Origin of the sequence: Haemophilus sp. HMSC061E01 (assembly GCF_001810345.1) — a bacterium.
Lineage (GTDB): Bacteria > Pseudomonadota > Gammaproteobacteria > Enterobacterales > Pasteurellaceae > Haemophilus_D.
Genome location: NZ_KV800999.1, coordinates 94,827 through 116,650, shown reverse-complemented (window position 1 = coordinate 116,650; position 21,824 = coordinate 94,827). Strand labels below are relative to the sequence as shown.

General features: G+C 38.8%; 19 protein-coding genes and 1 riboswitch. Of the genes, 10 read left to right on the top strand and 9 right to left on the bottom strand.

Translation table 11 applies throughout. From position 1 onward, the window contains the following. Both parE and queC read right to left on the bottom strand, forming a co-directional pair. Entirely contained in the window at positions 1 to 1,899 is a 1,899-nt protein-coding gene (parE, locus tag HMPREF2732_RS02655; protein ID WP_070590873.1) for a DNA topoisomerase IV subunit B, read from the bottom strand. A 195-nt stretch (positions 1,900 to 2,094) separates the two neighbouring features. Further along, a complete protein-coding gene (gene queC / locus HMPREF2732_RS02650; RefSeq protein WP_049383981.1) occupies positions 2,095 to 2,772 on the bottom strand; it encodes a 7-cyano-7-deazaguanine synthase QueC in 678 nt (225 codons plus the stop codon). A 1-nt stretch (position 2,773) separates the two neighbouring features. After that, positions 2,774 to 2,818: riboswitch (PreQ1 riboswitch) on the bottom strand. A gap of 124 nt (positions 2,819 to 2,942) precedes the next feature. Here queC and HMPREF2732_RS02645 point away from each other — a divergent pair. Then, on the top strand, positions 2,943 to 3,086 hold the full coding sequence (locus HMPREF2732_RS02645) for a hypothetical protein (RefSeq protein WP_070590871.1): 144 nt from the start codon (positions 2,943 to 2,945) through the stop codon (positions 3,084 to 3,086). A gap of 45 nt (positions 3,087 to 3,131) precedes the next feature. On the opposite strand, the gene ribA is transcribed toward HMPREF2732_RS02645, so the two are convergent. Then, a complete protein-coding gene (gene ribA, locus HMPREF2732_RS02640; protein ID WP_005696347.1) occupies positions 3,132 to 3,779 on the bottom strand; it encodes a GTP cyclohydrolase II in 648 nt (215 codons plus the stop codon). A 67-nt stretch (positions 3,780 to 3,846) separates the two neighbouring features. Here ribA and HMPREF2732_RS02635 point away from each other — a divergent pair, with 67 nt between their 5' ends. From HMPREF2732_RS02635 to HMPREF2732_RS02625, 3 genes are all read left to right on the top strand, one after another. Next, the gene (locus tag HMPREF2732_RS02635) at positions 3,847 to 4,572 is read left to right on the top strand and encodes a phosphatase PAP2 family protein (RefSeq protein ID WP_070590868.1); all 726 of its coding nucleotides are present in this window, start codon (positions 3,847 to 3,849) and stop codon (positions 4,570 to 4,572) included. Between the two features lie 145 nt (positions 4,573 to 4,717). Continuing rightward, positions 4,718 to 5,635, top strand: coding sequence for an N-acetylglucosamine kinase (nagK, locus tag HMPREF2732_RS02630; RefSeq protein WP_070590866.1), 918 nt, complete (start codon positions 4,718 to 4,720; stop codon positions 5,633 to 5,635). Between the two features lie 136 nt (positions 5,636 to 5,771). Next, a complete protein-coding gene (locus HMPREF2732_RS02625) occupies positions 5,772 to 7,211 on the top strand; it encodes an alanine/glycine:cation symporter family protein (RefSeq protein WP_070590891.1) in 1,440 nt (479 codons plus the stop codon). 74 nt (positions 7,212 to 7,285) lie between these two features. On the opposite strand, the gene HMPREF2732_RS02620 is transcribed toward HMPREF2732_RS02625, so the two are convergent. The 3 genes from HMPREF2732_RS02620 to HMPREF2732_RS02610 are packed head-to-tail and all read right to left on the bottom strand — an operon-like array spanning position 7,286 to position 9,815. After that, positions 7,286 to 8,476: a Bcr/CflA family multidrug efflux MFS transporter gene (locus tag HMPREF2732_RS02620; protein WP_041918277.1), complete on the bottom strand. Its 1,191-nt coding sequence runs from the start codon at positions 8,474 to 8,476 to the stop codon at positions 7,286 to 7,288. A 1-nt stretch (position 8,477) separates the two neighbouring features. Continuing rightward, complete coding sequence (gene rsuA, locus HMPREF2732_RS02615; RefSeq protein WP_070590864.1) at positions 8,478 to 9,176, bottom strand: 16S rRNA pseudouridine(516) synthase RsuA; 699 nt, start codon at positions 9,174 to 9,176, stop codon at positions 8,478 to 8,480. 9 nt (positions 9,177 to 9,185) lie between these two features. Beyond that, a complete protein-coding gene (locus tag HMPREF2732_RS02610; RefSeq protein WP_070590862.1) occupies positions 9,186 to 9,815 on the bottom strand; it encodes a DUF1919 domain-containing protein in 630 nt (209 codons plus the stop codon). Positions 9,816 to 10,016: 201 nt separating this feature from the next. Between HMPREF2732_RS02610 and HMPREF2732_RS02605 the strand changes: the two genes are divergently transcribed. Continuing rightward, entirely contained in the window at positions 10,017 to 11,291 is a 1,275-nt protein-coding gene (locus HMPREF2732_RS02605; protein ID WP_070590860.1) for a malic enzyme-like NAD(P)-binding protein, read from the top strand. Between the two features lie 146 nt (positions 11,292 to 11,437). Continuing rightward, complete coding sequence (locus HMPREF2732_RS02600; protein WP_070590857.1) at positions 11,438 to 13,363, top strand: LTA synthase family protein; 1,926 nt, start codon at positions 11,438 to 11,440, stop codon at positions 13,361 to 13,363. A gap of 66 nt (positions 13,364 to 13,429) precedes the next feature. Here HMPREF2732_RS02600 and ytfE read toward each other — a convergent pair whose 3' ends face one another. Beyond that, entirely contained in the window at positions 13,430 to 14,104 is a 675-nt protein-coding gene (ytfE, locus tag HMPREF2732_RS02595) for an iron-sulfur cluster repair protein YtfE (protein ID WP_049373358.1), read from the bottom strand. A 213-nt stretch (positions 14,105 to 14,317) separates the two neighbouring features. Between ytfE and HMPREF2732_RS02590 the strand changes: the two genes are divergently transcribed. Then, entirely contained in the window at positions 14,318 to 15,169 is an 852-nt protein-coding gene (locus HMPREF2732_RS02590) for an endonuclease/exonuclease/phosphatase family protein (RefSeq protein WP_049368860.1), read from the top strand. Between the two features lie 59 nt (positions 15,170 to 15,228). Here HMPREF2732_RS02590 and HMPREF2732_RS02585 read toward each other — a convergent pair whose 3' ends face one another. Continuing rightward, positions 15,229 to 16,704 carry a leucyl aminopeptidase gene (locus tag HMPREF2732_RS02585; RefSeq protein WP_070590854.1) on the bottom strand — a complete coding sequence of 492 codons (1,476 nt, stop codon included), beginning with the start codon at positions 16,702 to 16,704 and terminating at the stop codon, positions 15,229 to 15,231. A 104-nt stretch (positions 16,705 to 16,808) separates the two neighbouring features. Here HMPREF2732_RS02585 and lptF point away from each other — a divergent pair, with 104 nt between their 5' ends. Together lptF and lptG are read left to right on the top strand one after the other, a co-directional pair. Continuing rightward, positions 16,809 to 17,900 carry an LPS export ABC transporter permease LptF gene (lptF, locus tag HMPREF2732_RS02580; RefSeq protein WP_070590851.1) on the top strand — a complete coding sequence of 364 codons (1,092 nt, stop codon included), beginning with the start codon at positions 16,809 to 16,811 and terminating at the stop codon, positions 17,898 to 17,900. Between the two features lie 11 nt (positions 17,901 to 17,911). After that, positions 17,912 to 18,985, top strand: a complete 1,074-nt coding sequence (lptG, locus tag HMPREF2732_RS02575; RefSeq protein WP_178161082.1) for an LPS export ABC transporter permease LptG — start codon at positions 17,912 to 17,914, stop codon at positions 18,983 to 18,985. A 90-nt stretch (positions 18,986 to 19,075) separates the two neighbouring features. Here the strand turns inward: lptG and fbp are convergent, their stop codons facing one another. Continuing rightward, positions 19,076 to 20,080 (bottom strand): class 1 fructose-bisphosphatase, encoded by a 1,005-nt coding sequence (fbp, locus tag HMPREF2732_RS02570; RefSeq protein WP_049367726.1) that lies wholly within the window; start codon positions 20,078 to 20,080, stop codon positions 19,076 to 19,078. A gap of 500 nt (positions 20,081 to 20,580) precedes the next feature. Between fbp and HMPREF2732_RS02565 the strand changes: the two genes are divergently transcribed. Beyond that, entirely contained in the window at positions 20,581 to 21,726 is a 1,146-nt protein-coding gene (locus HMPREF2732_RS02565; RefSeq protein WP_070590849.1) for a 5-methyltetrahydropteroyltriglutamate--homocysteine S-methyltransferase, read from the top strand. Positions 21,727 to 21,824 lie beyond the last annotated feature (98 nt).

The following is a 21,824-nucleotide window of genomic DNA, read 5'->3' as shown; positions in this document are numbered from 1 at the left end:
TTAAACAGCTAAATCCACTTGGTCGCCATTGGTTTGTAACCAATTTTTGCGATCTTCCGCTCGTTTTTTGGCAAGTAACATATCCATTAATTCTAATGTTTCCGCGCCTTGATCTTCGCCTAGCTCATAGGTTAATTGAACTAAACGGCGTGTATTCGGATCCATGGTGGTTTCACGTAATTGTGATGGATCCATTTCACCTAAACCTTTGAATCGTTGTACGTTTAAAGTGCCTTTTTTACCTTTTAAGCGTTCTAAAATTGCTTCTTTTTCGTTTTCATCGAGGGCATAAAAGACTTCTTTACCTAAGTCGATACGATAGAGTGGTGGCATTGCCACATAAACGTGTCCATCTTGAACCAATTTAGGGAAGTGACGTAAAAAGAGGGCACAGAGTAGGGTGGCGATATGCAAACCATCAGAGTCCGCATCGGCTAAAATACAGACTTTCCCGTAACGAAGTTGAGATAAGTCTTCATTATCAGGATCGATACCAAGCGCCACAGCAATATCATGAATTTCCGTTGAGCCAAGCACTTGATCACTGGCGACTTCCCAAGTATTTAAGATTTTTCCGCGTAAAGGTAGGATCGCTTGATATTCACGATCTCGCGCCTGTTTGGCCGAGCCGCCCGCAGAGTCACCCTCTACTAAAAATAATTCGGTTTTTTCTAAATTTTGTGATGCACAATCGGCTAATTTACCCGGTAGAGCAGGACCACTCACTAATTTTTTACGCACGACTTTTTTGGCTGCATTCAGACGACGTTGTGCAGAACTGATCGCCATTTCAGCTAAGCGATCTGCATCTTGTACATTTTGATTCAACCATAAACTGAAGGCATCTTTTAAAACACCCGAAACAAAGACCGCACTTTGACGGGAAGATAAACGTTCTTTTGTTTGGCCAGCAAATTGAGCATCTTGCATTTTCAGAGAAAGAATATAAGCACAGCGATCCCAAATGTCGTCTGCCGTTAATTTCACCCCACGTGGTAATTTATTGCGGAATTCGCAATATTCAGTCATGGCATTGAGCAAGCCTTGGCGAAGACCATTTACGTGTGTTCCGCCTTGTACCGTAGGAATCAAGTTTACATAGCTTTCTGCAATAAGCTCACCACCTTCCGGCAACCATAATAATGCCCAGCTTACCGCTTCAGTAGAACCTTTAAATTCACCCACAAAAGGTTTTTCAGGTAAGGTTTCAAAACCATTCACTGCTTCGGTTAAGTAATCGGATAAACCATCTTGATAGCACCACACATCTTCGGTGTTATTCACTTTATCGACAAATTTAATTTCTAAGCCTGAACAAAGCACGGCTTTCGCACGCAATAAGTGGCGTAAACGGCTGACAGAAAAATTCTTGCTATCAAAATATTTTGGGTTTGGTTTGAAGTGAACGGTGGTACCGGTTGTACGTCTGCCACAAGTTCCGATGACTTCTAATTCTTCTACTTTTACGCCATTTTCAAAAGCAATTTTATATACTTCGCCGTTACGTTTAACTTGAATATCAACGCGTTCAGAAAGGGCATTGACGACAGAAATTCCCACCCCGTGTAAACCACCGGCAAATTCATAGTTTTTATTCGAGAATTTACCGCCAGCGTGAAGTTTAGTTAAGATCACTTCGACACCAGAAACTCCTTCAGTTGGGTGAATATCCACTGGCATTCCACGGCCATTATCAATAACTTCAAGCGATTGATCAGCATGTAAAATTACTTCAACTTTGGTGGCAAAACCCGCAAGGGCTTCGTCCACACTGTTATCGATAACTTCTTGAGCAAGATGATTTGGACGAGTCGTGTCCGTGTACATGCCGGGGCGAATTTGCACCGGTTCGAGATCTTTCAGAACCGTAATTTCTTGAGCGGAATAATTTGTAGTCATTTTTAAAATTAGTTACTTATTTATAAAAAATTGGCGTGATTTTATCAAAAAATGACGCGTTTATAAAATCAAAGATGAGAAAAGATAAGGATACTATATCAAGTAAAAGTGCGGTCAAAATTTGACGTGAATTTTGACCGCACTTTGGATTCATTTGAACCTATTAAATCTGTTATGGGTTAAATTATCTCGATACTAAGCTTTTACTTTTGTGGCTAAATATTCCAGCAAGCCTTTATCTCTCAATTTGCAGCTTGGGCATTCCCCGCAGCCACCTTCAACACCTTCGTAACAAGTATGAGTGTGATGGCGAATATAATCTAACGCACCTAATTCATCAGCTAATGCCCAAGTTTGTGCTTTGGTAAGATACATTAACGGTGTTTTTAAATTGAACGGATAATCCATGGCTAAATTAAGGGTGACATTCATGGATTTGATAAACACATCGCGACAATCGGGATAGCCACTGAAATCTGTTTCACATACGCCCGTGATAATGTCATTAATATCTTGGCCTTTTGCGTAAATCGCGGCATACAATAAGAAGAGCGCATTGCGGCCATCCACAAAGGTGTTCGGTAATTCACCGTCTTTTTGTTCAATATCTGCATTTGCATCCATTAGGGCATTATGGGTAATGGATTTGATGACAGACGTATCAATCAACGTTTGTTTTACGCCGAGATCTTTGGCGATCCAACGGGCTTTTTCTAATTCAATAGCATGGCGTTGACCATATTGAAAGGTGACGGTTTCGACATTTTCTACGCCATATTCGGCAATAGCTTGAATTAAACAGGTTGTGGAATCTTGTCCACCAGAGAAGATTACGAGGGCTTTACGATTGTGATTAGGATTTGAAATATTCATAGGATACCTAGTTTTTTTATGTAGGAGGTTTGCGAACTACAAGTTAAAAATGAGGCGGTATTGTAGAAGTCAAAGATAAATTTTGCAAGAAAAGGACTAATTTAAGCAGGAAAATACGGAGAGAATTGTGATACAATTTGGGCAACTTAGTTTTAAAAAAGGTAAACACAATGAAAAAATTAATTCTTATTGTTCTTGGTGCATTAGTAATTTCAGCTTGCGCAAATAAAGACGTTTATTTTAATGGTTCAGAAGGCTCCCATTCAGGCATGAAATTTGATAAAGATACTCGTCATTGGGGCGTTAATCAATAATTGTTTTGATAAAAGAAAAGCCATACAGTTGTATGGCTTTTTTATTTAAATCACTTCTTCTTGGCAATGTGGGCAAGTCATTAAATGCTCTTCATTATTATGCACAATATAGTGGCCCATTTTTTTCGCTTTGGTATCAAGATATTTCGTGTTGTAACGATTTTCACCCACATTCAACGGTACTCGTTCTACGATATTAATGCCCGCTTTTTTCATGGTTTCAACTTTTTGCGGGTTGTTTGTCATCAAGCGAACTTGTTTTACACCTAATAATTCAAACATATCGGCACACACATTAAAGTTACGCTCATCGGCTTTAAAACCTAATGCAAGATTGGCTTCAATAGTATCCATGCCTTGATCTTGTAAGGAATAAGCTCGAATTTTGTTAATTAACCCAATGCCACGGCCTTCTTCACGATGATAGATTAAAACACCACGACCCGCTTCGCTAATTTGACGTAATGCCGCTGCTAGTTGGAAACCACAATCGCATTTTAAACTGTGTAATGCATCGCCTGTTAGACATTCAGAATGAATGCGGGCGAGCACAGGCTCGTCTTGGTTTGAAATATCACCCATTACTAAAGCAACATGTTCTTTTTTTGTATCGGGAAATTCAAATCCGACCATTTTAAATATGCCATATTCGGTAGGCAAATTGGCTTGAGCAACCAGTTGGATTTTTGACATAACTTATCCTTTTTTCAACTTTATTCTGCTAAAATATGCACTTTATTTTTATTATCAAGAGGCAACAATGTTTAAAAGGCTGTCATTATATACGTTATTCCTTTGTCTTGTACCATTTTTTGTTTGGGGTTTTGCTTATCATTGGCATGGAAACAACCAATTAATGGAATGGGATTATTGGCTTTATCTTTTAACCGAAACAGGTAGTGTGCCTTATGCTTTAATTACCTGTGGTGTGTTTGCTTTACTTTTCCGTTTTCTTTTTGAAAATCGTAAACAATGGATTATGGGCGTGATTGTAATGGGCTTGTCCGTATTATCCACACAAGTAATTAAAACAGGTTTAAAAACGGTTTTTGCCGAGCCGCGTCCTTTCACTGTCTATTTAGCAGAAAAAACAGAAAGTACGACGGATGCTTTTTATCAGCAAGATCGTTCAGAGCGTGCAAAATTAGTGGATAAATTTTATTCTACACAAGCCGATACACCAGCCTGGTTAAAAGCGCATTATGAAGATGAAACGGGTTATTCTTTCCCATCAGGACATTCTATTTTTGCCGCCACTTGGCTAATGTTAGCCGTTGGATTTAGCCAATTATTAGGGAAACGTTCTTTTAAAGCGGAATTACTGATTGGTGCCATGACCATTTGGGGCGTATTAATGTTAATTAGTCGTGTGCGCCTTGGAATGCATTATCCTATCGATTTATTTGTGGCGATAATTTCGGCGTGGATTGTTCATTTAATTATTTTTGGTTTCTTACAGAAGAAAGGTTTGTTTAACAATAAATAACATCAAAGACCGGTTTTAGTGATAAAGTCGGTCTTTTTTATTGCTTGTAGAAAATATGATTTTTGTCATGGATTTTCATTTTGATTTCAAGGAAAATACAACCTATAAATTTCAATAATTTTGACCGCTCTTTTAAGGAGACAATATGTATTACGGTATTGATATCGGTGGCACAAAGATTGAATTGGCTGCTTTTAATGAAAAATTAGAAAAACTTTATACCGAGCGCGTGCCAACGCCACAAACAGATTATCAAGATTGGTTACAAGCGATCAAAACGCTAGTAGAACGTGCTGATGCCCACTTTGGTGAAAAAGGCACAGTAGGTTTAGGTTTGCCTGGATTTGTTAATTTAACAACTGGGCTTGCTGAAGTGACGAATATTCGTGTTGCAGATAATAAGCCAATTTTAGCCGATCTTGAACGAGTTTTAGATCGTGAAGTGCGGGCAGAAAATGATGCAAATTGTTTTGCTCTCTCTGAAGCCTGTGATGACGAAAATACCCAATATCCTTCTGTATTAGGGCTTATTTTGGGGACGGGCTTTGGTGGTGGTTTTGTAATTAATGGCAAAATTCACTCAGGACAAGTCGGGATGGCAGGGGAGTTAGGTCATCTTCAATTAAATTATCATGCCTTAAAATTATTGGGCTGGGATAAAGCACCTATTTATCAATGTGGTTGTGGCAATCAGGCCTGTTTAGATACGTATATTTCCGGTCGCGGCTTTGAAATGTTGTACCGTGATTTAAAAGGGGAAGAGTTATCAGCCAAAGAAATTATTGATCGCTTTTATGCGAAAGAGGAAAGTGCGGTTGATTTTGTTCGTATTTTTGTTGAATTAGCGGCTATTTCTATCGGAAATATTATCACTGCATTTGATCCGCATATGATTGTGCTCGGCGGTGGTTTATCGAATTTTGATTATCTTTATGAAGCGTTACCAAAAGCATTGCCTGCTCATTTAATGCGTAGTGCAAAAGTACCACCAATCAAAAAAGCAAAACATGGTGATTCCGGTGGTGTTCGTGGAGCAGCCGCGTTATTTTTAAACTGTGAATAGATTTAATCTAAAAATACAGCGAAAATTTGAATAAATTTTATATTATAGGATGGGAATCCAGTTTTTCTTTAAGAAAACTGGATTTTTTCTTTTGTCTATTTACAATCAGGATATGGGTTTTTTAAGTGAGGTTTTTATGTTGACAGAATTTGGGAACTGGATTGAACAAGGATTGACATGGGTTATCGAGCATTTTGACGAGCCATTATGGAATATCACCATTGTTATTTTATTAGGTGTCGGTCTATTTTTTACCATTACTACAGGGTTAGTGCAGTTACGTCTTTTCCCTACAAGTATACGTGAAATGTGGTTTGGACGTGCAGCAGAGGGAAATTCTTTAACGCCATTCCAAGCGTTTGCAACTGGGCTCGCTAGTCGAGTTGGCGTAGGTAATATCAGTGGTGTGGCAACAGCCATTGCACTTGGTGGAGAAGGGGCAGTATTCTGGATGTGGGTAACGGCATTTATTGGGATGTCGAGTGCTTTTGCTGAATCGACTTTAGCACAGGTATTCAAAATTCAAGATAAAGATGGTTCTTTCCGTGGTGGCCCCGCTTACTATATTACACAAGGTTTAAAATCACGTTGCTTAGCGGTAGCGTTTGCGGTATCACTTATTTTTACTTTTGGTTTTGCATTTAATTCGGTTCAAGCAAACTCAATCGTAGAAGCAACTAAAAATGCTTGGGATTGGCAAGGTGAATATGTAGGTCTGTTTTTAGTGGTATTAACTGCTGCAATTATTTTTGGTGGTGTAAAACGTATTGCGACCATTTCTAGTAGCGTAGTACCGATGATGGCACTCTTTTATTTAATCATGGCGGTAATTATCTTAGGTATGCATATTGATATGATTCCGACGGTAATCGCCAATATTTATAAAAGTGCTTTTACTTTCCAATCAGCTGCAGGTGGTATGTTTGGTGCTTTAGTCTCCAAAGCCATGATGATGGGGATTAAACGTGGATTATTCTCTAATGAAGCGGGGATGGGCTCTGCACCAAATGCAGCGGCTGCCGCTCATGTAAAACATCCAGTTAGTCAAGGTTTAGTACAAATGCTTGGTGTGTTTGTAGATACCATGATCGTTTGTACTTGTACGGCAGTAATTATTCTGCTTTCTGATAACTATGGCAGTGAAACACTGAAAAGTATTTCCTTAACGCAAAACGCATTGCGTTATCATGTTGGGGAGTTTGGCGTACACTTCTTAGCTTTCATTTTATTGCTTTTCGCTTATTCCTCTATTATCGGTAACTATGCTTACGCAGAAAGTAACATTCGCTTTATTAAAAATAAACCTTGGTTTGTATGGGCATTCCGTTTATCGGTATTATTCTTCGTTTATTTCGGTTCGGTAAAATCAGGTAATGTTGTGTGGAATTTTGCGGATACTGTGATGGCTGTGATGGCAATTATTAACTTAGTCGCGATCGTTTTACTTTCCCCGATTGTGTGGAAGTTAATGAAGGATTATCAACGCCAATTAAAAGAAGGAAAAGAGCCCGAATTTAAAATAGACCTTTATCCTGAAATTAAAAAACGAGTATTAGATCATCGAATTTGGAAATAAATTTTGATGGAATATGACAAAGGCGGGGAGTCCCGCCTTTATTGTTTTAAATTGATTTTAAAATTGACCGCACTTTATCGTTCATTTCGATAAGTCAGGAAGTAATAAGAGAGGGCTGAAATGACCACGCAAGCTGTCATTGTATAGAGCATTGGTGCCGCGGTTTCCATTTTAAAGCTCGCTACCAAGGAACCCATCACCGCACCTACACCAAAACGTACACTTCCCATTAATGAGTTGGCGGTACCCGCCATCGTTGGGAATTTCTCTAGAATAGAGGCTGTTGCATTGGATGATATTAATGGATTTTGTCCAACAAAAAAGGCTACGCCAATTGCCATTGGCCAAAAACCGAAATCAAAAAGTGCGGTTAAAAATAACCAAATTCCTGATATGAATTGTACTGCAATACCAATTCGTAACATGGTTTCAGCACCTAATTTCAATACAAATTTCCCATTGAGGTAAGAGGCCGTTGTCATGATGGCAATATTGATCATAAAGAAATAACCGAATTCGTCGACAGGGATGCCATAAATACCGATATAGACAATAGACCCTGCAGTGACGAAAGCAAATAAACCGCCAAATCCAAAAGAGGCGGCCGCCATATAACCTAACACTTCTTTTTGTTTTGAAAGCATCATGAAGTTACGGGCAATGATATTTAGGCGAAGAGGAATACGATTTTCTTGTTTATGGGTTTCAGGAATAATGAAAAAGACGAGTAATGCCGCAAGAAATCCCATCGTACCAATCACATAAAAAATCATGTGCCAGTGGAAATACTTCACAATATATCCGCCAATCACAGGTGCAACAAGCGGCGCAATCATAAAGACAAGCGTGATGGTGGACATGACTCGAGAGAGTTGATCCTTGCTAAATAAATCCCGTAATAACGCCCCAGAAAGCACAACGGGGGCTGCACCAAAGAAACCTTGAATGAAACGCAGTGCAGTGAAACTGCCTATAGAGTGAATACCGGTTAAAATAATGGCTGTAATGGCACCAATAATGACACCTAATAAAATAATCGGTTTGCGACCAAAACTATCACCAAATGGTCCCCAGAATAATTGCCCTGCTGCCATGCCGTAAGCAAAGAATGTCAGCGTGTGCTGAACTTGCTCGGAGTTGATATTTAAGTCTTCAGCAATATTTAAAAAGGACGGAATATACATATCCACACCCAAAGGCGGTAGCATCGAGAGGATGCCGAGCGTGGCGATAAAGATAAAGGTAGGTTTAATATTTTGGCTCATATTATTTCACTAAATTGTCGATTTCTTCCTGAGTGAGTGGACGAAATTCGCCTTCTTCTAAGCTTTCATCTAATTCAACGTTACCTATTCTCCAACGGTGTAGCGCAACGACTTTATTGCCCAGTGCAGCAAACATTCGTTTCACCTGATGATAGCGCCCTTCAGAGATAGTCAGATTCACGTTGTAATCATCTAATACTTCTAATTTCGCCGGCTTAGTTGGTTCTTTTTCACCACGTAGCAGAATGCCTTCTTCACAGGCTGAAGCATAATGGTTTTCAACTGGATCGGCTAAAGTGACTAAATAGATTTTTTCGCATTGATGTTTTGGTGAAGTAATACGATGCGACCATTGACCATCATCCGTTAATAGCACGAGGCCTGTGGTATCCACATCTAATCGACCAGCACTGTGTAACTTACCAGAAAGTGGCGGTTCAAAGAATTGATAAATAGTAGGGTAGTCACCGTCATCATTAGAGCAAACGTAGCCTTGAGGCTTATGCAACATAAAATATTGACCTTCTTCCACCCAAGGCAACCATTCATCTTCAAAATAAATTTCATCTTCTTGGCTAACTTTAGTCGCACCATTTTTCACAATTTCACCATTAATTTTGACCGCACTTTGGCGAATGGCTTTAGTAGCTTGTGAACGGGTTAAACCTGTATTCTCGGCAATAAATTTATCTAATCGCATTGTAAACTCTTATTTTTGATTGAACCAGCTGACGTAATCAAACTGATCATAATATTTTTCGCCATTCCAACCGGAAAAAGTAAATAAATCGCCCACTTCTCCTTCGTTTTCAAAGCCTTTAATGTAGAAAGCGGATTTTAATTCGGGATATGGCTTGTGGGTAAAGACGACTTTGTTTGGATAAGGTAAGCTATCGAAGGCTTGCAAGTCTTCATATTTTGCACCTTTTCCACCATCTTTATCTGTCATCATAATAAACAAATTATCGAGATCTAAACGCTGTGAGCGTGCTTCCCACTTTTCCCGAGCCTCTTGTTCGGAGTGGTAGTGCATAAAGTGCACTTTAAGATCACCTAATAGACCAACTGGGTACGGTTTTTCTGTTTGTATAAATTGAAGCGGTTGTGCTTGATAGAATGTGATGTTCTGTAGATAGCGAACAAAATCGCTAGGGTCTAAATAAAGGTTAACAAACGGAGAATTAAAAGGCTGATTGAGGTCGTGCAAAATAAATGCACCGACACAGTTTGCAGAAATCACTGACATGCCTTGGTTGGTTAACCGTTTTTGGAAGGTTTTGTTAATCGCTTTCCGTTGTAATTTATTGATGGCACTTCTAAATTTAGAAAACAAGCTCATTATTTAAATCCTGTATGTTTTTTGGCGACATAGTAACGTTTTTGGCCAAAAATGTGAAGAAAAGACAAAAAGTGCGGTCGATTTCACTCATATTTTGTAATCATTTTGTAAAATTTTTGCGGTATATCACAAATTTCTCTAAAAAAGAGAGTATAATGGCGCAAATTTTATTTAGCCTAAGTGAAAATGGAGTATTTTTATATGAGCGAACAATTACGCCAAGCCGCATTAGATTTTCATGAATTCCCAATTCCGGGAAAAATTGCGGTCACCCCAACCAAATCGCTAGAAACCCAACATGATTTAGCTCTTGCTTATTCTCCCGGTGTTGCAGAGCCTTGCTTAGAAATTGAAAAAGATCCTTCTGCTGCAAGCCGTTATACCGCTCGCGCTAACTTAGTTGCCGTGATTTCAAATGGTACAGCGGTATTAGGTTTAGGAAATATTGGTGCACTCGCCTCAAAACCAGTTATGGAAGGGAAAGGGGTATTGTTCAAAAAATTTGCCGGCATCAATGTATTCGACATTGAAATCAATGAACATGATCCAGATAAATTAATCGATATCATCGCTTCACTAGAGCCAACGTTTGGTGGCATTAACCTTGAAGATATCAAGGCACCGGAATGTTTCCACATCGAAAAAGCGTTGCGTGAACGTATGGGAATTCCAGTATTCCATGATGACCAACACGGTACAGCCATTATCGTCGGTGCGGCTGCATTAAATGGTTTAGAAATTATTGGAAAAAATATCGCAGATGTTCGCTTAGTAGTAAATGGCGCAGGTGCTTCTGCTATTGCTTGTACTAACTTGCTTCGTGCATTAGGTTTCAAAAAAGAAAATATCACCATGTGTGACTCTAAAGGTGTGATTTTCAAAGGCCGTGGCGATAATATGGATGAAACCAAACAATTCTACGCGATTGAAGATAATGGTTGGCGCACATTAGCGGATGCCGTTAAGGGGGCCGATGTGTTCTTAGGTTGCTCTAAAGCAGGTGCATTAAAAGCTGAAATGGTGAAAACCATGGCGGAAAATCCATTGATTCTTGCATTAGCTAACCCTGTACCTGAAATTACCCCAGATGAAGCGAAAGCAGTACGTCCGGATGCGATTGTTTGTACTGGTCGTTCAGACTTTCCAAACCAAGTTAATAATGTGCTTTGTTTCCCATTCTTATTCCGTGGTGCTTTAGATGTGGGGGCAACAGCGATTAATGAGGAAATGAAATTAGCGGCTTCTCATGCAATTGCAAGTCTTGCGAAAGAACCAGTTCCGTTAGAAATTATTGCTAATTATGGTGCGTTATCTTTTGGACCTGATTATGTGATTCCAACACCATTTGATCCACGCTTATTGTTTACTGTGTCTTCTGCGGTAGCGAAAAAAGCGATGGAAACAGGTGTGGCAACACGTCCAATTACAGATTGGGCAGCTTATGAAAAACAATTAAAAGCATTAGTTTCAGCTTAATCTTTCTCTTCCAAAGTGCGGTCAAAAATGATGATGTTTTTAACCGCACTTTGTGTTTTTTTATCTGTCTATAGAAGGAATGGCACATTCACGTGCTTTAAATTAATCAAAGGGTAGCGATACCTTCAGGACTTATGAGTGTCAAAATGAAACAAACACGTTCTCCTTTATATCCGATTTTTCTCTTCGTTATCATTAATCTGATCATTTTCACCTTGTCTCGTCTTGGGCTTGCGATTTGGCAGGCAGACCGTGTTTCTGCGGTAGCGGGCTGGGGACAATTATTCTTACAAGGCTTGCGTATGGACATCGTGGCTTTGTGTTATTTATTTGGTGTGCCAGCATTATTTACGGTGTTATTTCATAATAGCCGTATTTGGAAAATGATTTTACGTATCTGGCTTACCCTTGGCAGTGTGTTTATTCTGTTTATGGAATTGGCTACACCGGCATTTATCGAAACCTATGATTTCCGTCCAAACCGTCTGTTTATCGAATATCTAATTTATCCGAAAGAAGTCTTTTCAATGTTGATGGAAGGCCATTTAACTGCGGTCATTTTTAGCCTTATTTTTACCGTTACGGCTTTCTTCTGTTATTGGAAGCTATCTGGTTATGCAGTGAAAAATTTACGTCCGATGAGCTGGAAATGGCGTCCTGTTGTCGCATTGCTTGTGATTGCAGTTGCTTTTTTAGGGGCGCGTTCTAGTTTCCAACACCGCGGTGTTAACCCTGCGATGGTGGCTTTCTCTTCCGATGGTTTAGTGAATTCGCTTGTGTTGAATTCTGGCTATTCAGTTCTTTATGCCGCCCAACAATTTAAAGATGAAGGAGCTTCTTCTGAAGCCTATGGCAAAATGGATACCGATGAAATGTTGCGTATTGTCAAAGCAAGCCGTGGTCGTCCTGAAAGTGATTATATTTCAGAGAAGATTCCAACCTTAACGAAAAACCAAGCTACTTACCAAGGTAAACCGAAAAATATTGTCATTATTTTGGAAGAAAGTTTTGGCGCGCAATTTGTCGGTACATTAGGCGGAAAACCACTTTCGCCTGAATTTGATAAATTAGCCAAAGAAGGTTGGTTATTTGAAAATCTCTATGCGACAGGTACGCGTTCTGTACGTGGTATTGAAGCTACTACAGCAGGTTTCACACCCACTCCAGCACGTGCAGTGGTGAAATTAAATAACAGTCAAAGTGGTTTCTTTACCATTGCAGATTTACTTGCTAAACAAGGTTATAACACGTCTTTTATTTATGGCGGTGAAAAACACTTTGATAACATGGCAAGCTTCTTCTATGGTAACGGTTTCCAAAATATTATCGATCAAAAGGATTATCAAAATCCGAAATTTACCGCGACTTGGGGCGTGAGTGATGAGGATTTATTTGATAAAGCGAACGAAACCTTTACCCAATTACAGAATGAAGGAAAACCATTCTTTAGCTTAGTGTTCAGTTCGAGCAATCACGATCCTTTTGAATTTCCGGATGGTAAAATTGAGCTTTACGAACAACCAAAAGCAACCCGTAATAACAGCGCAAAATATGCGGATTATGCCATTGGTTATTTCTTCAAATTAGCGAAACAATCTAATTATTGGAAAGATACCGTGTTCTTGGTGATTGCAGACCATGATTCCCGTGCAGCTGGCGCAAGCTTAGTGCCAATTAAGCATTTCCATATTCCGGCATTAATTTTAGGGGATCATGTAGAGCCACGCCGAGATAGTCGTTTAGTGAGTCAAATTGATATGCCGACAACCTTGCTTTCTATTGCGGGTGTAAGTGGTAATTATCCGATGATTGGCTTTGATTTAACGAAAGATGTGAATCCAGATCGTGCCTTTATGCAATTCGATCAAACGCAAGCGTTAATGAAAGGTAATCATGATGTCGTTATCCAAACACCAAATAGCAAAGCAAAAGGTTATGTTTACGATAAGGAAAAAGACACATTAACTGAAAAAGAAGTGCCGGAAGAAATGAAAAAAGAAGCCTTGGCACATGCTTTACTTGGCAGCTATTTGTATAAAAACCGTTTATATAAAGGCAGTGAAGAGAAGTAAAGTGCGGTCAGTTTTAGGCTAATTTTAAAGGGCGAATGATTTCGCCCTTTTTTATATGATTTGAATTTAGTGATTTTCAGCAATAACACGTGGGAATAAGATATTATTTTCGCGGTGAATATGCATCATTAAATCATCAGCAAACTCTTGGATGCCACTATAAAGCGCACGCCATGTATTGCAAGCATCTGCTGGAGGCGTCATATTATTTGTTAATGATTTCAATACATCTAAATGTTCGCCGTGTTCTGCATGTTCCATTTCCATCATGCGAATTGGCATTTGCGCCATCATATAGTTACCGGCTTTGATCATTGGGAAAAGCACATGCTCTTCTTTCATCATATGGTTGCTCAAATCTTCATAGACATTGCGTAATTCAGCAGCCACACCCATTGGACAATCTTCACGATCGCCATGAACACTTTCTACACGATCCGCTAAGACGATTAATTCTTGAAGTTGTTCACGGTGACGTTGATGGTAGCGAACTAAAATATGATCGATAATTTCAGGATAAGTTGCATTAACCCAATATTCTTCAGGGTTTTCTGCTTTGCTATTTTGAAGCTCGGTTAAACGTGTTTCAATTTCTGCTAAATTTAATCCTTTTTCTGCCGCTGCATTTGCAAGTGTATCGGAACCACCACAGCAGAAATCCAAATCGTATTCACGAAGTAGAGAAGTTGAGCCGGGTACGCTGACAGCGATTTCACTTAATTTTTTATCTCCAAAAGACATAATGAATCTCCTTATTGATTAGGTAGAGTTAAAAGTTGAGTGAAATACTAAGATAATAAAAGAAAAATGCAACGGATTTTTTAGCAAAGTATGATTTAAATCAAAGCTAAAAGTTAAAGTTACCGTGTTGTAGGTAGGTATTGATGCGTATTAAAGTGAAAGTTGCATTGCTTTGATGAGGTGTTATTATTCGAGCATAGAGAGGGGATAATCATGAAGCGAATCTATCGATTTTTGGCTATTGGCTTAGTGTTAGTGGTTTTAGGTGTTGGATATTTTCTTACGAATTTAACGATTTTTGACCATACATTTATTCAACTAAAAACGTCACAAAAAGTGAGTTATATTCCTTTTAAAAACAAGTTAAATATGCAATGTGACAAGGCTGATTATTCAGTGCCTAAATTAGCCAGTTCTCGTTTTAATTTGATAACTTGGAATGTACATAAAGGGCAAGATAAAGGTTGGCAAGAAGATTTAGCGCGACTTTCTAAACAAGCGGATTTTGTGTTATTACAAGAGGCGACGCAGTATCAAAATTTAAGTACATTTTCGACCGCACTTTTTGTGTCCTCTTTTTCTTTTAAAGATCTCTTATCAGGTGTAAAAACATTTACCCAAACACAGCCAGAATGGTATTGCGGTGGTGGCGTAGCTGAACCATTAATACAAATTCCCAAAGTGGCAAGTGTGATGAGTTTTCCATTAGAAAAAGGCAATAGTTTGCTACTTATTAATGTGCATTTAATTAATTTTGAATGGGGCATTTCCACTTATCAAACCCAGTTAGAGCAGCTATTTTCCTTTGTTGAAAATCATCAAGGTCCTATCATCATGTCTGGTGATTTTAATGCGTGGAATGAACGTCGTCTGAATTTAGTCAATAATTTGATACAAAAATACGGCTTAGATTCTGTGGTGCTCTCTCAAGATGAGCGGGTTAGATTTTTAGGGTATCCACTGGATTATATTTTTACGCGAGGCGTAAAGGTGGTCAGTGCAACATCAGAAGTGGTCACTTCATCAGATCATAATCCATTACTGATGGAATTCGAATTAGAATAAAGTGCGGTCAGGTTTTTGGGAAATTTTAGGGCTAACGTTACGTTAGCCCTAGGTATTAATTATTTAGTTTGGTTAATTAAGAATTGCGTTAATAAAGACACCGGACGACCCGTTGCACCTTTATTGGCGCCTTGAAGCCAAGCTGTCCCCGCAATATCTAAATGCGCCCAAGTATATTTTTTCGTAAAGTTGGAGAGGAATGCGCCTGCAGTAATCGCGCCGCCCCAGCGCCCCCCAATATTGGCTAAATCAGCAAATGGAGATTTTAATTGCTCTTGATATTCTTCACTCAACGGTAAACGCCAAGCTTTATCAGTAGTTTGTTGTGCGGCTTGTAATAACTGTTCAGCCAAGGCATCATCAGTTGAAACTAAGCCACTGTTATGTTGGCCTAACGCCACCACGCAAGCACCTGTTAGGGTTGCGACATCAATCACATATTGCGGTTCAAAACGTTCTACATAGGTGAGCGCATCACAAAGTACTAAACGTCCTTCAGCGTCAGTATTTAATACTTCTACGGTTAAACCATTCATTGTGGTAAGAATATCACCTGGACGATAGGCATTGCCATCAGGTAAGTTTTCACAACCGGCTAATACGCCGATGACATTTAATGGCAGATTTAATTCAGCAATAGCTTTCATCGTACCAAAGACAGACGCTGCACCGCACATATCGTATTTCATTTCATCCATATCTGCGGCAGGTTTTAAAGAAATTCCGCCCGCATCAAAGGTTAAACCTTTACCCACTAACACGATTGGTTTTGCGTTTTTATCAGGCGCATTGTTGAAATGTAAAATAGACATATAAGCTGGGTTTTGTGAACCGCGAGATACGGCTAAATACGCATTCATGCCAAGTTTTGTCATGTCTTCTTCATCAATCACATCGAGGGAAAGTACGGTTGATGTTTCAGCTAATTTTTTAGCTTGTTCAGCTAAATAAGCCGGGGTACAAATATTGGGCGGCATATTCGCGATATTACGCGCAGCTTTTACACCATTTGCAATGGCTTGTGCTTCTGCGATGGCTTGCTTAGCTTGTGCGTCATCGGTATTAAAAATGATTTCTTGAAGTGAGATAGCATCCGCTTTTTTACTTTTAAATTCGTCGAATTGATAAAGACTATGTTCGATGGTTTCAACGGTAAAACGCACATTCCAAAATAGATCGCGATCTTTAATTTCCACATCCGTTAAATTATTCACTGCTTGCTGAATATTTAACTCTTTTAATGTTTGGGTAACACGCTGGATGATTTGTTTAAATTGGCGCTCAGTCGTTTCGCCTTTTTTGCCACAACCCGCGACTAACACGCGTTTAGCGGCAAGATTTGGTAACGAATGAAGCAGAGTCGCTTGACCAATTTTGCCTGAAAGATCTTGGCTTTGAGCTAATTGGCTGAGGTAACCTTGTGTGATTTGATCGATTTCATTGAAACTTTTTGTAAATTCGTTGTTCTCATAAATGCCGATGATAAGGCAATCGGTTGATTGAGAAAGTGCGGTTGAGTTTGCTTGATATTTCATGTTATTTCCTTATGTTGCTAATTTGCTATTTAAATCAGTGAAAATAAGGTATCATACGCCATCTAAATTAGCCAGTTTCCCGTGTTTTTTAGTTAGAAAAAAGAATGATATTAACCCGATATTTAACAAAAGAAGTCTTTAAAAGCCAAATTGCGATTTTGTTTATTTTGCTTTTAATTTTCTTCAGCCAACAACTTGTTCGCGTGCTTGGTTCAGCGGCAAATGGTAAAGTGCCTGCCGATCTTGTGTTCTCTTTACTCGGATTAGGGATGCCAACAATGGCGCAATTAATGTTGCCATTATGTTTGTTTATCGCCATTTTGCTAACTTTTGGTCGTCTCTACGCAGAAAGTGAAATTACGGTAATGCGTGCTTGTGGTGTGGGACAACGTATTCTTGTTCGTGTGGCGTTAATTCTTTCTTTGTTCACTGCTGGCTTGGCTGCTTACAACGCTTTATGGCTTTCACCATGGGCCATTCAAAAGCAAGCGGCGATTGTCGAAGATGCTAAAGCAAATCCCACCATGGGCGCGTTGACTTCGGGGCAATTCATGTCCACAAGTAACAATAATTTCGTTTTATTCATTGATAAGATCAATGGTAATCAAATCAGTGATGTTTATCTTTTCCAAATGAAAGCCAAAGGCCAAACGAAGCCATCAGTGGTTACCGCTGAAAAAGGTGAGTTAAAAGCGTTACCAAATGGCGATCAAGTGCTGAATTTACAAAATACCTTGCGTGTAGAAGGCACATCCGTGCTTCCTGATTTCCGTATTACACATTTTGATGATTACCAAGCGTATTTAGGTCATCAAGAGACAAATACAGAAAGCGATGAAGCGGCTGAATTATCTTTTGAACAATTATTAAAAGATAAAAGTCCCGCAGCCAAAGCAGAATTGCATTGGCGTATTACTTTAATTTTAGCGGTGCCTTTAATGGCGCTTATTGCTGTACCAATGAGTAAAGTAAATCCTCGCCAAGGCCGTTTTGCGAAAATCTTACCGGCATTATTGCTTTATTTAATTTACTTCTTATTACAAAGCTCATTTAAATCTGCGGGTGGCGCAGGTAAGCTTGATGCAGGTTTGTTAATGCCGTTGGTAAATATCGCCTTTTTAATTTTAGGAATTGTGCTGAATAGTTGGGATAGCACCGCTATGCATAAACTCCGTCGTGTATTCAGAAAAGGATAATAACAATGTTGATGAATACTCTTGATCGTTATATCGGTAAAAGCATCTTAGGGGCAATTTTTGCCACACTATTTACGTTAGTTGGTCTTTCGGCAATTATCAAATTTGTAGAGCAATTTCGTAGCGTAGGTAAAGGCTCTTATGATATTTGGCAAGCCGTGGCTTATACAGGTTTAACGATGCCAAAAGATGTAGAAACTTTTTTCCCAATGGCAGCCTTGTTAGGAGCCTTAATTGCGTTAGGTAATTTAGCCAGCCGAAGTGAATTGGTGGTCATGCAATCTGCAGGTTTTTCTCGCTTTAAAATTGGATTAGCCGTCATGAAAACGGCACTTCCACTGGTGCTTTTTACCATGATTATTGGTGAGTGGGGGATTCCACAAACTGAACAGTTTGCCCGTGATATGCGTACTCGTGCACTTTCCGGTGGTTCAATGCTTTCGGTGAAAAATGGTGTATGGGCAAAAGACGGTAATAATTTCGTTTATGTGCGTCGAATTAAAGATGATGCGAAATTAGAAGATATTTATATTTATACTTTTGATGACCAACGTAATCTCACTCATTTGAAGCATGCGAATCAAGCACAATATTCTGCAGAAAATAATCAATGGCAGTTACGTCAAGTCAATAATTCAGCGGTATCAAAAGAGCAAATTACCACGACAAACCGTTTAACAGAAGATTGGGCGACGAGCTTAACGCCAGATAAATTAGGCGCAGTTTCATTACGTCCAACATCATTATCCATTTCCGGTTTGTATGAATATATTGCGTTCTTAAAACAAACAGGACAGGACTCTCGTCGTTTTGAATTAACCTATTGGCGTAAGATTTTACAGCCGGTTTCTGTGGGGGTAATGATGATGCTTGCATTGTCTTTCATCTTTGGTTCATTGCGTAGTGTCACTGCAGGAGCGAGAATCGTAACGGGGATTTGCTTTGGATTCTTGTTCTATGTCGTCAATGAAATTTTTGGACAAATGAGTGTGGTATTTAATGCGCCAGCTTTTTTAGGCGCATTAATGCCAAGCCTCTTGTTTATGGCGATTATTTGGTGGCTACTTGCAAGAAAACGAGATTAATTAATACAAAAAATGAAAAAGGCGAACATATAAAGTTCGCCTTTTTGTTAGCTAAAAAAGTGCGGTCAAAACTGACCGCACTTTAGGAATTTAATCTTCTTTAAATTCTCTCATCATTTCTTCTGCTTTTTTCACCATTTCTGCAGAACCGACGAAAAGTGGTATACGTTGGTGAAGCGCTGTTGGTTGAATATCTAAAATTCGATTGTAACCATCAGAGGCAATACCCCCCGCTTGTTCTGCTAAGAATGCAATCGGATTGCCTTCATAAAGCAAACGAAGTTTACCATTTGGATAGTTAGTTGCACTTGGGTAAATATAGATACCGCCTTTTAATAAGTTACGATGGAAGTCAGCCACTAATGACCCGATATAGCGTGAAGCATAAGGACGGTTAGTTGCTTTATCTTCCTCTTGGCAGTATTTAATGTATTTTTTTACCCCTTGTGGGAATTTGAGATATTGTCCTTCATTGATGGAATAAATTTTGCCCTCTTTTGGCATTTGCATATTTTCATGAGAAAGACAGAATGTACCGATAGACGGATCATAAGTGAAACCATTCACACCGTGACCAGTGGTATAAACCAACATGGTAGAAGAACCATACACGATGTAACCCGCCGCGACTTGTTTATTACCTGGTTGCATAAAATCTTCTAAGGTAACAGGTGAGCCAATAGGGGATACACGACGGTAAATAGAGAAGATTGTCCCAACCGAAACGTTCACATCAATATTGGATGAGCCATCAAGTGGGTCGGTTAAAATAATATATTTGGCATTACGAGCGCGTTCAGTATCAAAAGCGATAAAGCTTTCTTCTTCCTCAGAAGCAAAACCCGCCACTTCTTCACGTGACATGAGTGCTGCGCTCATTGTGTTATGGGCGAATAAATCCAATTTCATTTGGCTTTCACCTTGCACGTTTTCGACACCAGACTGACCAAGAATATTGGTTAAACCCGCTTTGTTGATATCACGATGAATGATTTTTGCTAGTAAACGAATAGAAGACAAAATACCACTAAGTTCCCCTTTTGCATTTGGGTACTCCGCTTGGCGTTCAACAATAAATTCACTCAATGTTTTCATGTTTATTCCTTTTTTATAATTGTTAAATAAATAATAGACCCTTTTATTATATGTTATTTAGCACTTTTGATTGAGATCAAAATGTAAAGAATGAGATCTTTGTCACATTTTATTTTTGATACAAAACCTTGACAATGTGTATTTATTAGAAAAGGATTGAGTTCAAAAAATTATTGGAAAGACAGATGAGAAATGATGTACTTAATATCGGGACATCATTCTATTGGCTTAAATTTGAAGTGGATAAACTGCGTGAAGCCGCAAGGATTTTATTAGAACAACCGAAATAATACCATAAGGCATTGAAAGTATTGTAATAGTTTATAGACTTAAAGTGCGGTTAAAAATGACTGCACTTTTTCTTTTAAATTTTATATCAATTCCATTCATATAAAATCACAATAAAATTCACATCCATCTAGACGTCTAAATCTTTAATGAAGACGTTAATTTTGTTACACTCAGTCTATCTTAAAATTAATTAAATATAGGAAAGCAAAATGAGTAAACTTTTTCCCAATGCCACTATTCGTACTTCTGCGCCATATCGTTTTGATATTGTTGGTAGTTTTTTACGTCCAGAGACTTTAAAACAAGCTCGTCATCAATGCAGTTGTGGTGATATTTCTTGTGCTGATTTAACGCAAGTTGAAGATGCAGAAATTGCAAAATTGGTAGAGCATCAAAAAAATGTCGGATTACATGCGGTGACTGATGGTGAATTTCGTCGTACTTTTTGGCATTTAGATTTCTTAGCCGCATTAGATGGCGTGAAAGAAGTGGATGCCGAAAAATTTTCAGTACAATTTAAACATGATAATGTACGTCCAAAAACATTAAAAATTGTGGATAAAATTGGTTTTTCAGAGAGCCATCCGTTTGTTGAACATTATCGCTCATTACAAAAAATGGCAGGGGAGACTGAAGTTAAATTAACAATTCCTTCTCCGTCTATGCTTCATTTAATTTGTACCGTACGTGCCACAGATTATCAGCCGATTGAACGTTATAAAGATAACAATCAATTGTTATTAGATGATATTGCTGATGCTTATATTAATGCAATGAATATCTTCTATAAATTAGGCTGCCGTAACTTACAGTTGGATGATACAAGTTGGGGCGAATTCTGTGCGGAAGATAAGCGTAAAACCTATACTGAACGTGGTTTAGATTTAGATCAAATTGCCAAAGATTATGTATATATGTTAAATAAAATTGTGGCAGTAAAACCGGCTGATTTAGCGATTACAATGCATATTTGTCGTGGTAATTTCCGTTCAACTTGGTTCTCCGCTGGTGGTTATGAGCCTATCGCAGAAACCTTATTTGGCCACTGTAATGTGGACGGTTTCTTCTTGGAGTACGACAGTGATCGTGCAGGAGATTTCAAGCCTTTACGCTTTATTAAAAATCAACAAGTAGTGTTAGGATTAATCACCTCTAAATCGGGTGAGTTAGAAAACCGTGATGAAATTATTGCCCGCATTAAAGAAGCAGCACAATATGTGGATATCAATCAACTTTGCTTAAGCCCACAGTGTGGTTTTGCTTCAACGGAAGAGGGGAATATCCTGACTGAAGAACAACAATGGAAGAAACTCGACTTTATCCGTAGTATCGTGGAAGAAGTTTGGGGTAAATAATTTCAAATTGGAATGTAAAAGAGATAATCATGAAGATGGTTATCTCTTTTTTTTCATGAAAGCGCGGTTAAAAATGACCGCACTTTTAAACAATAAAA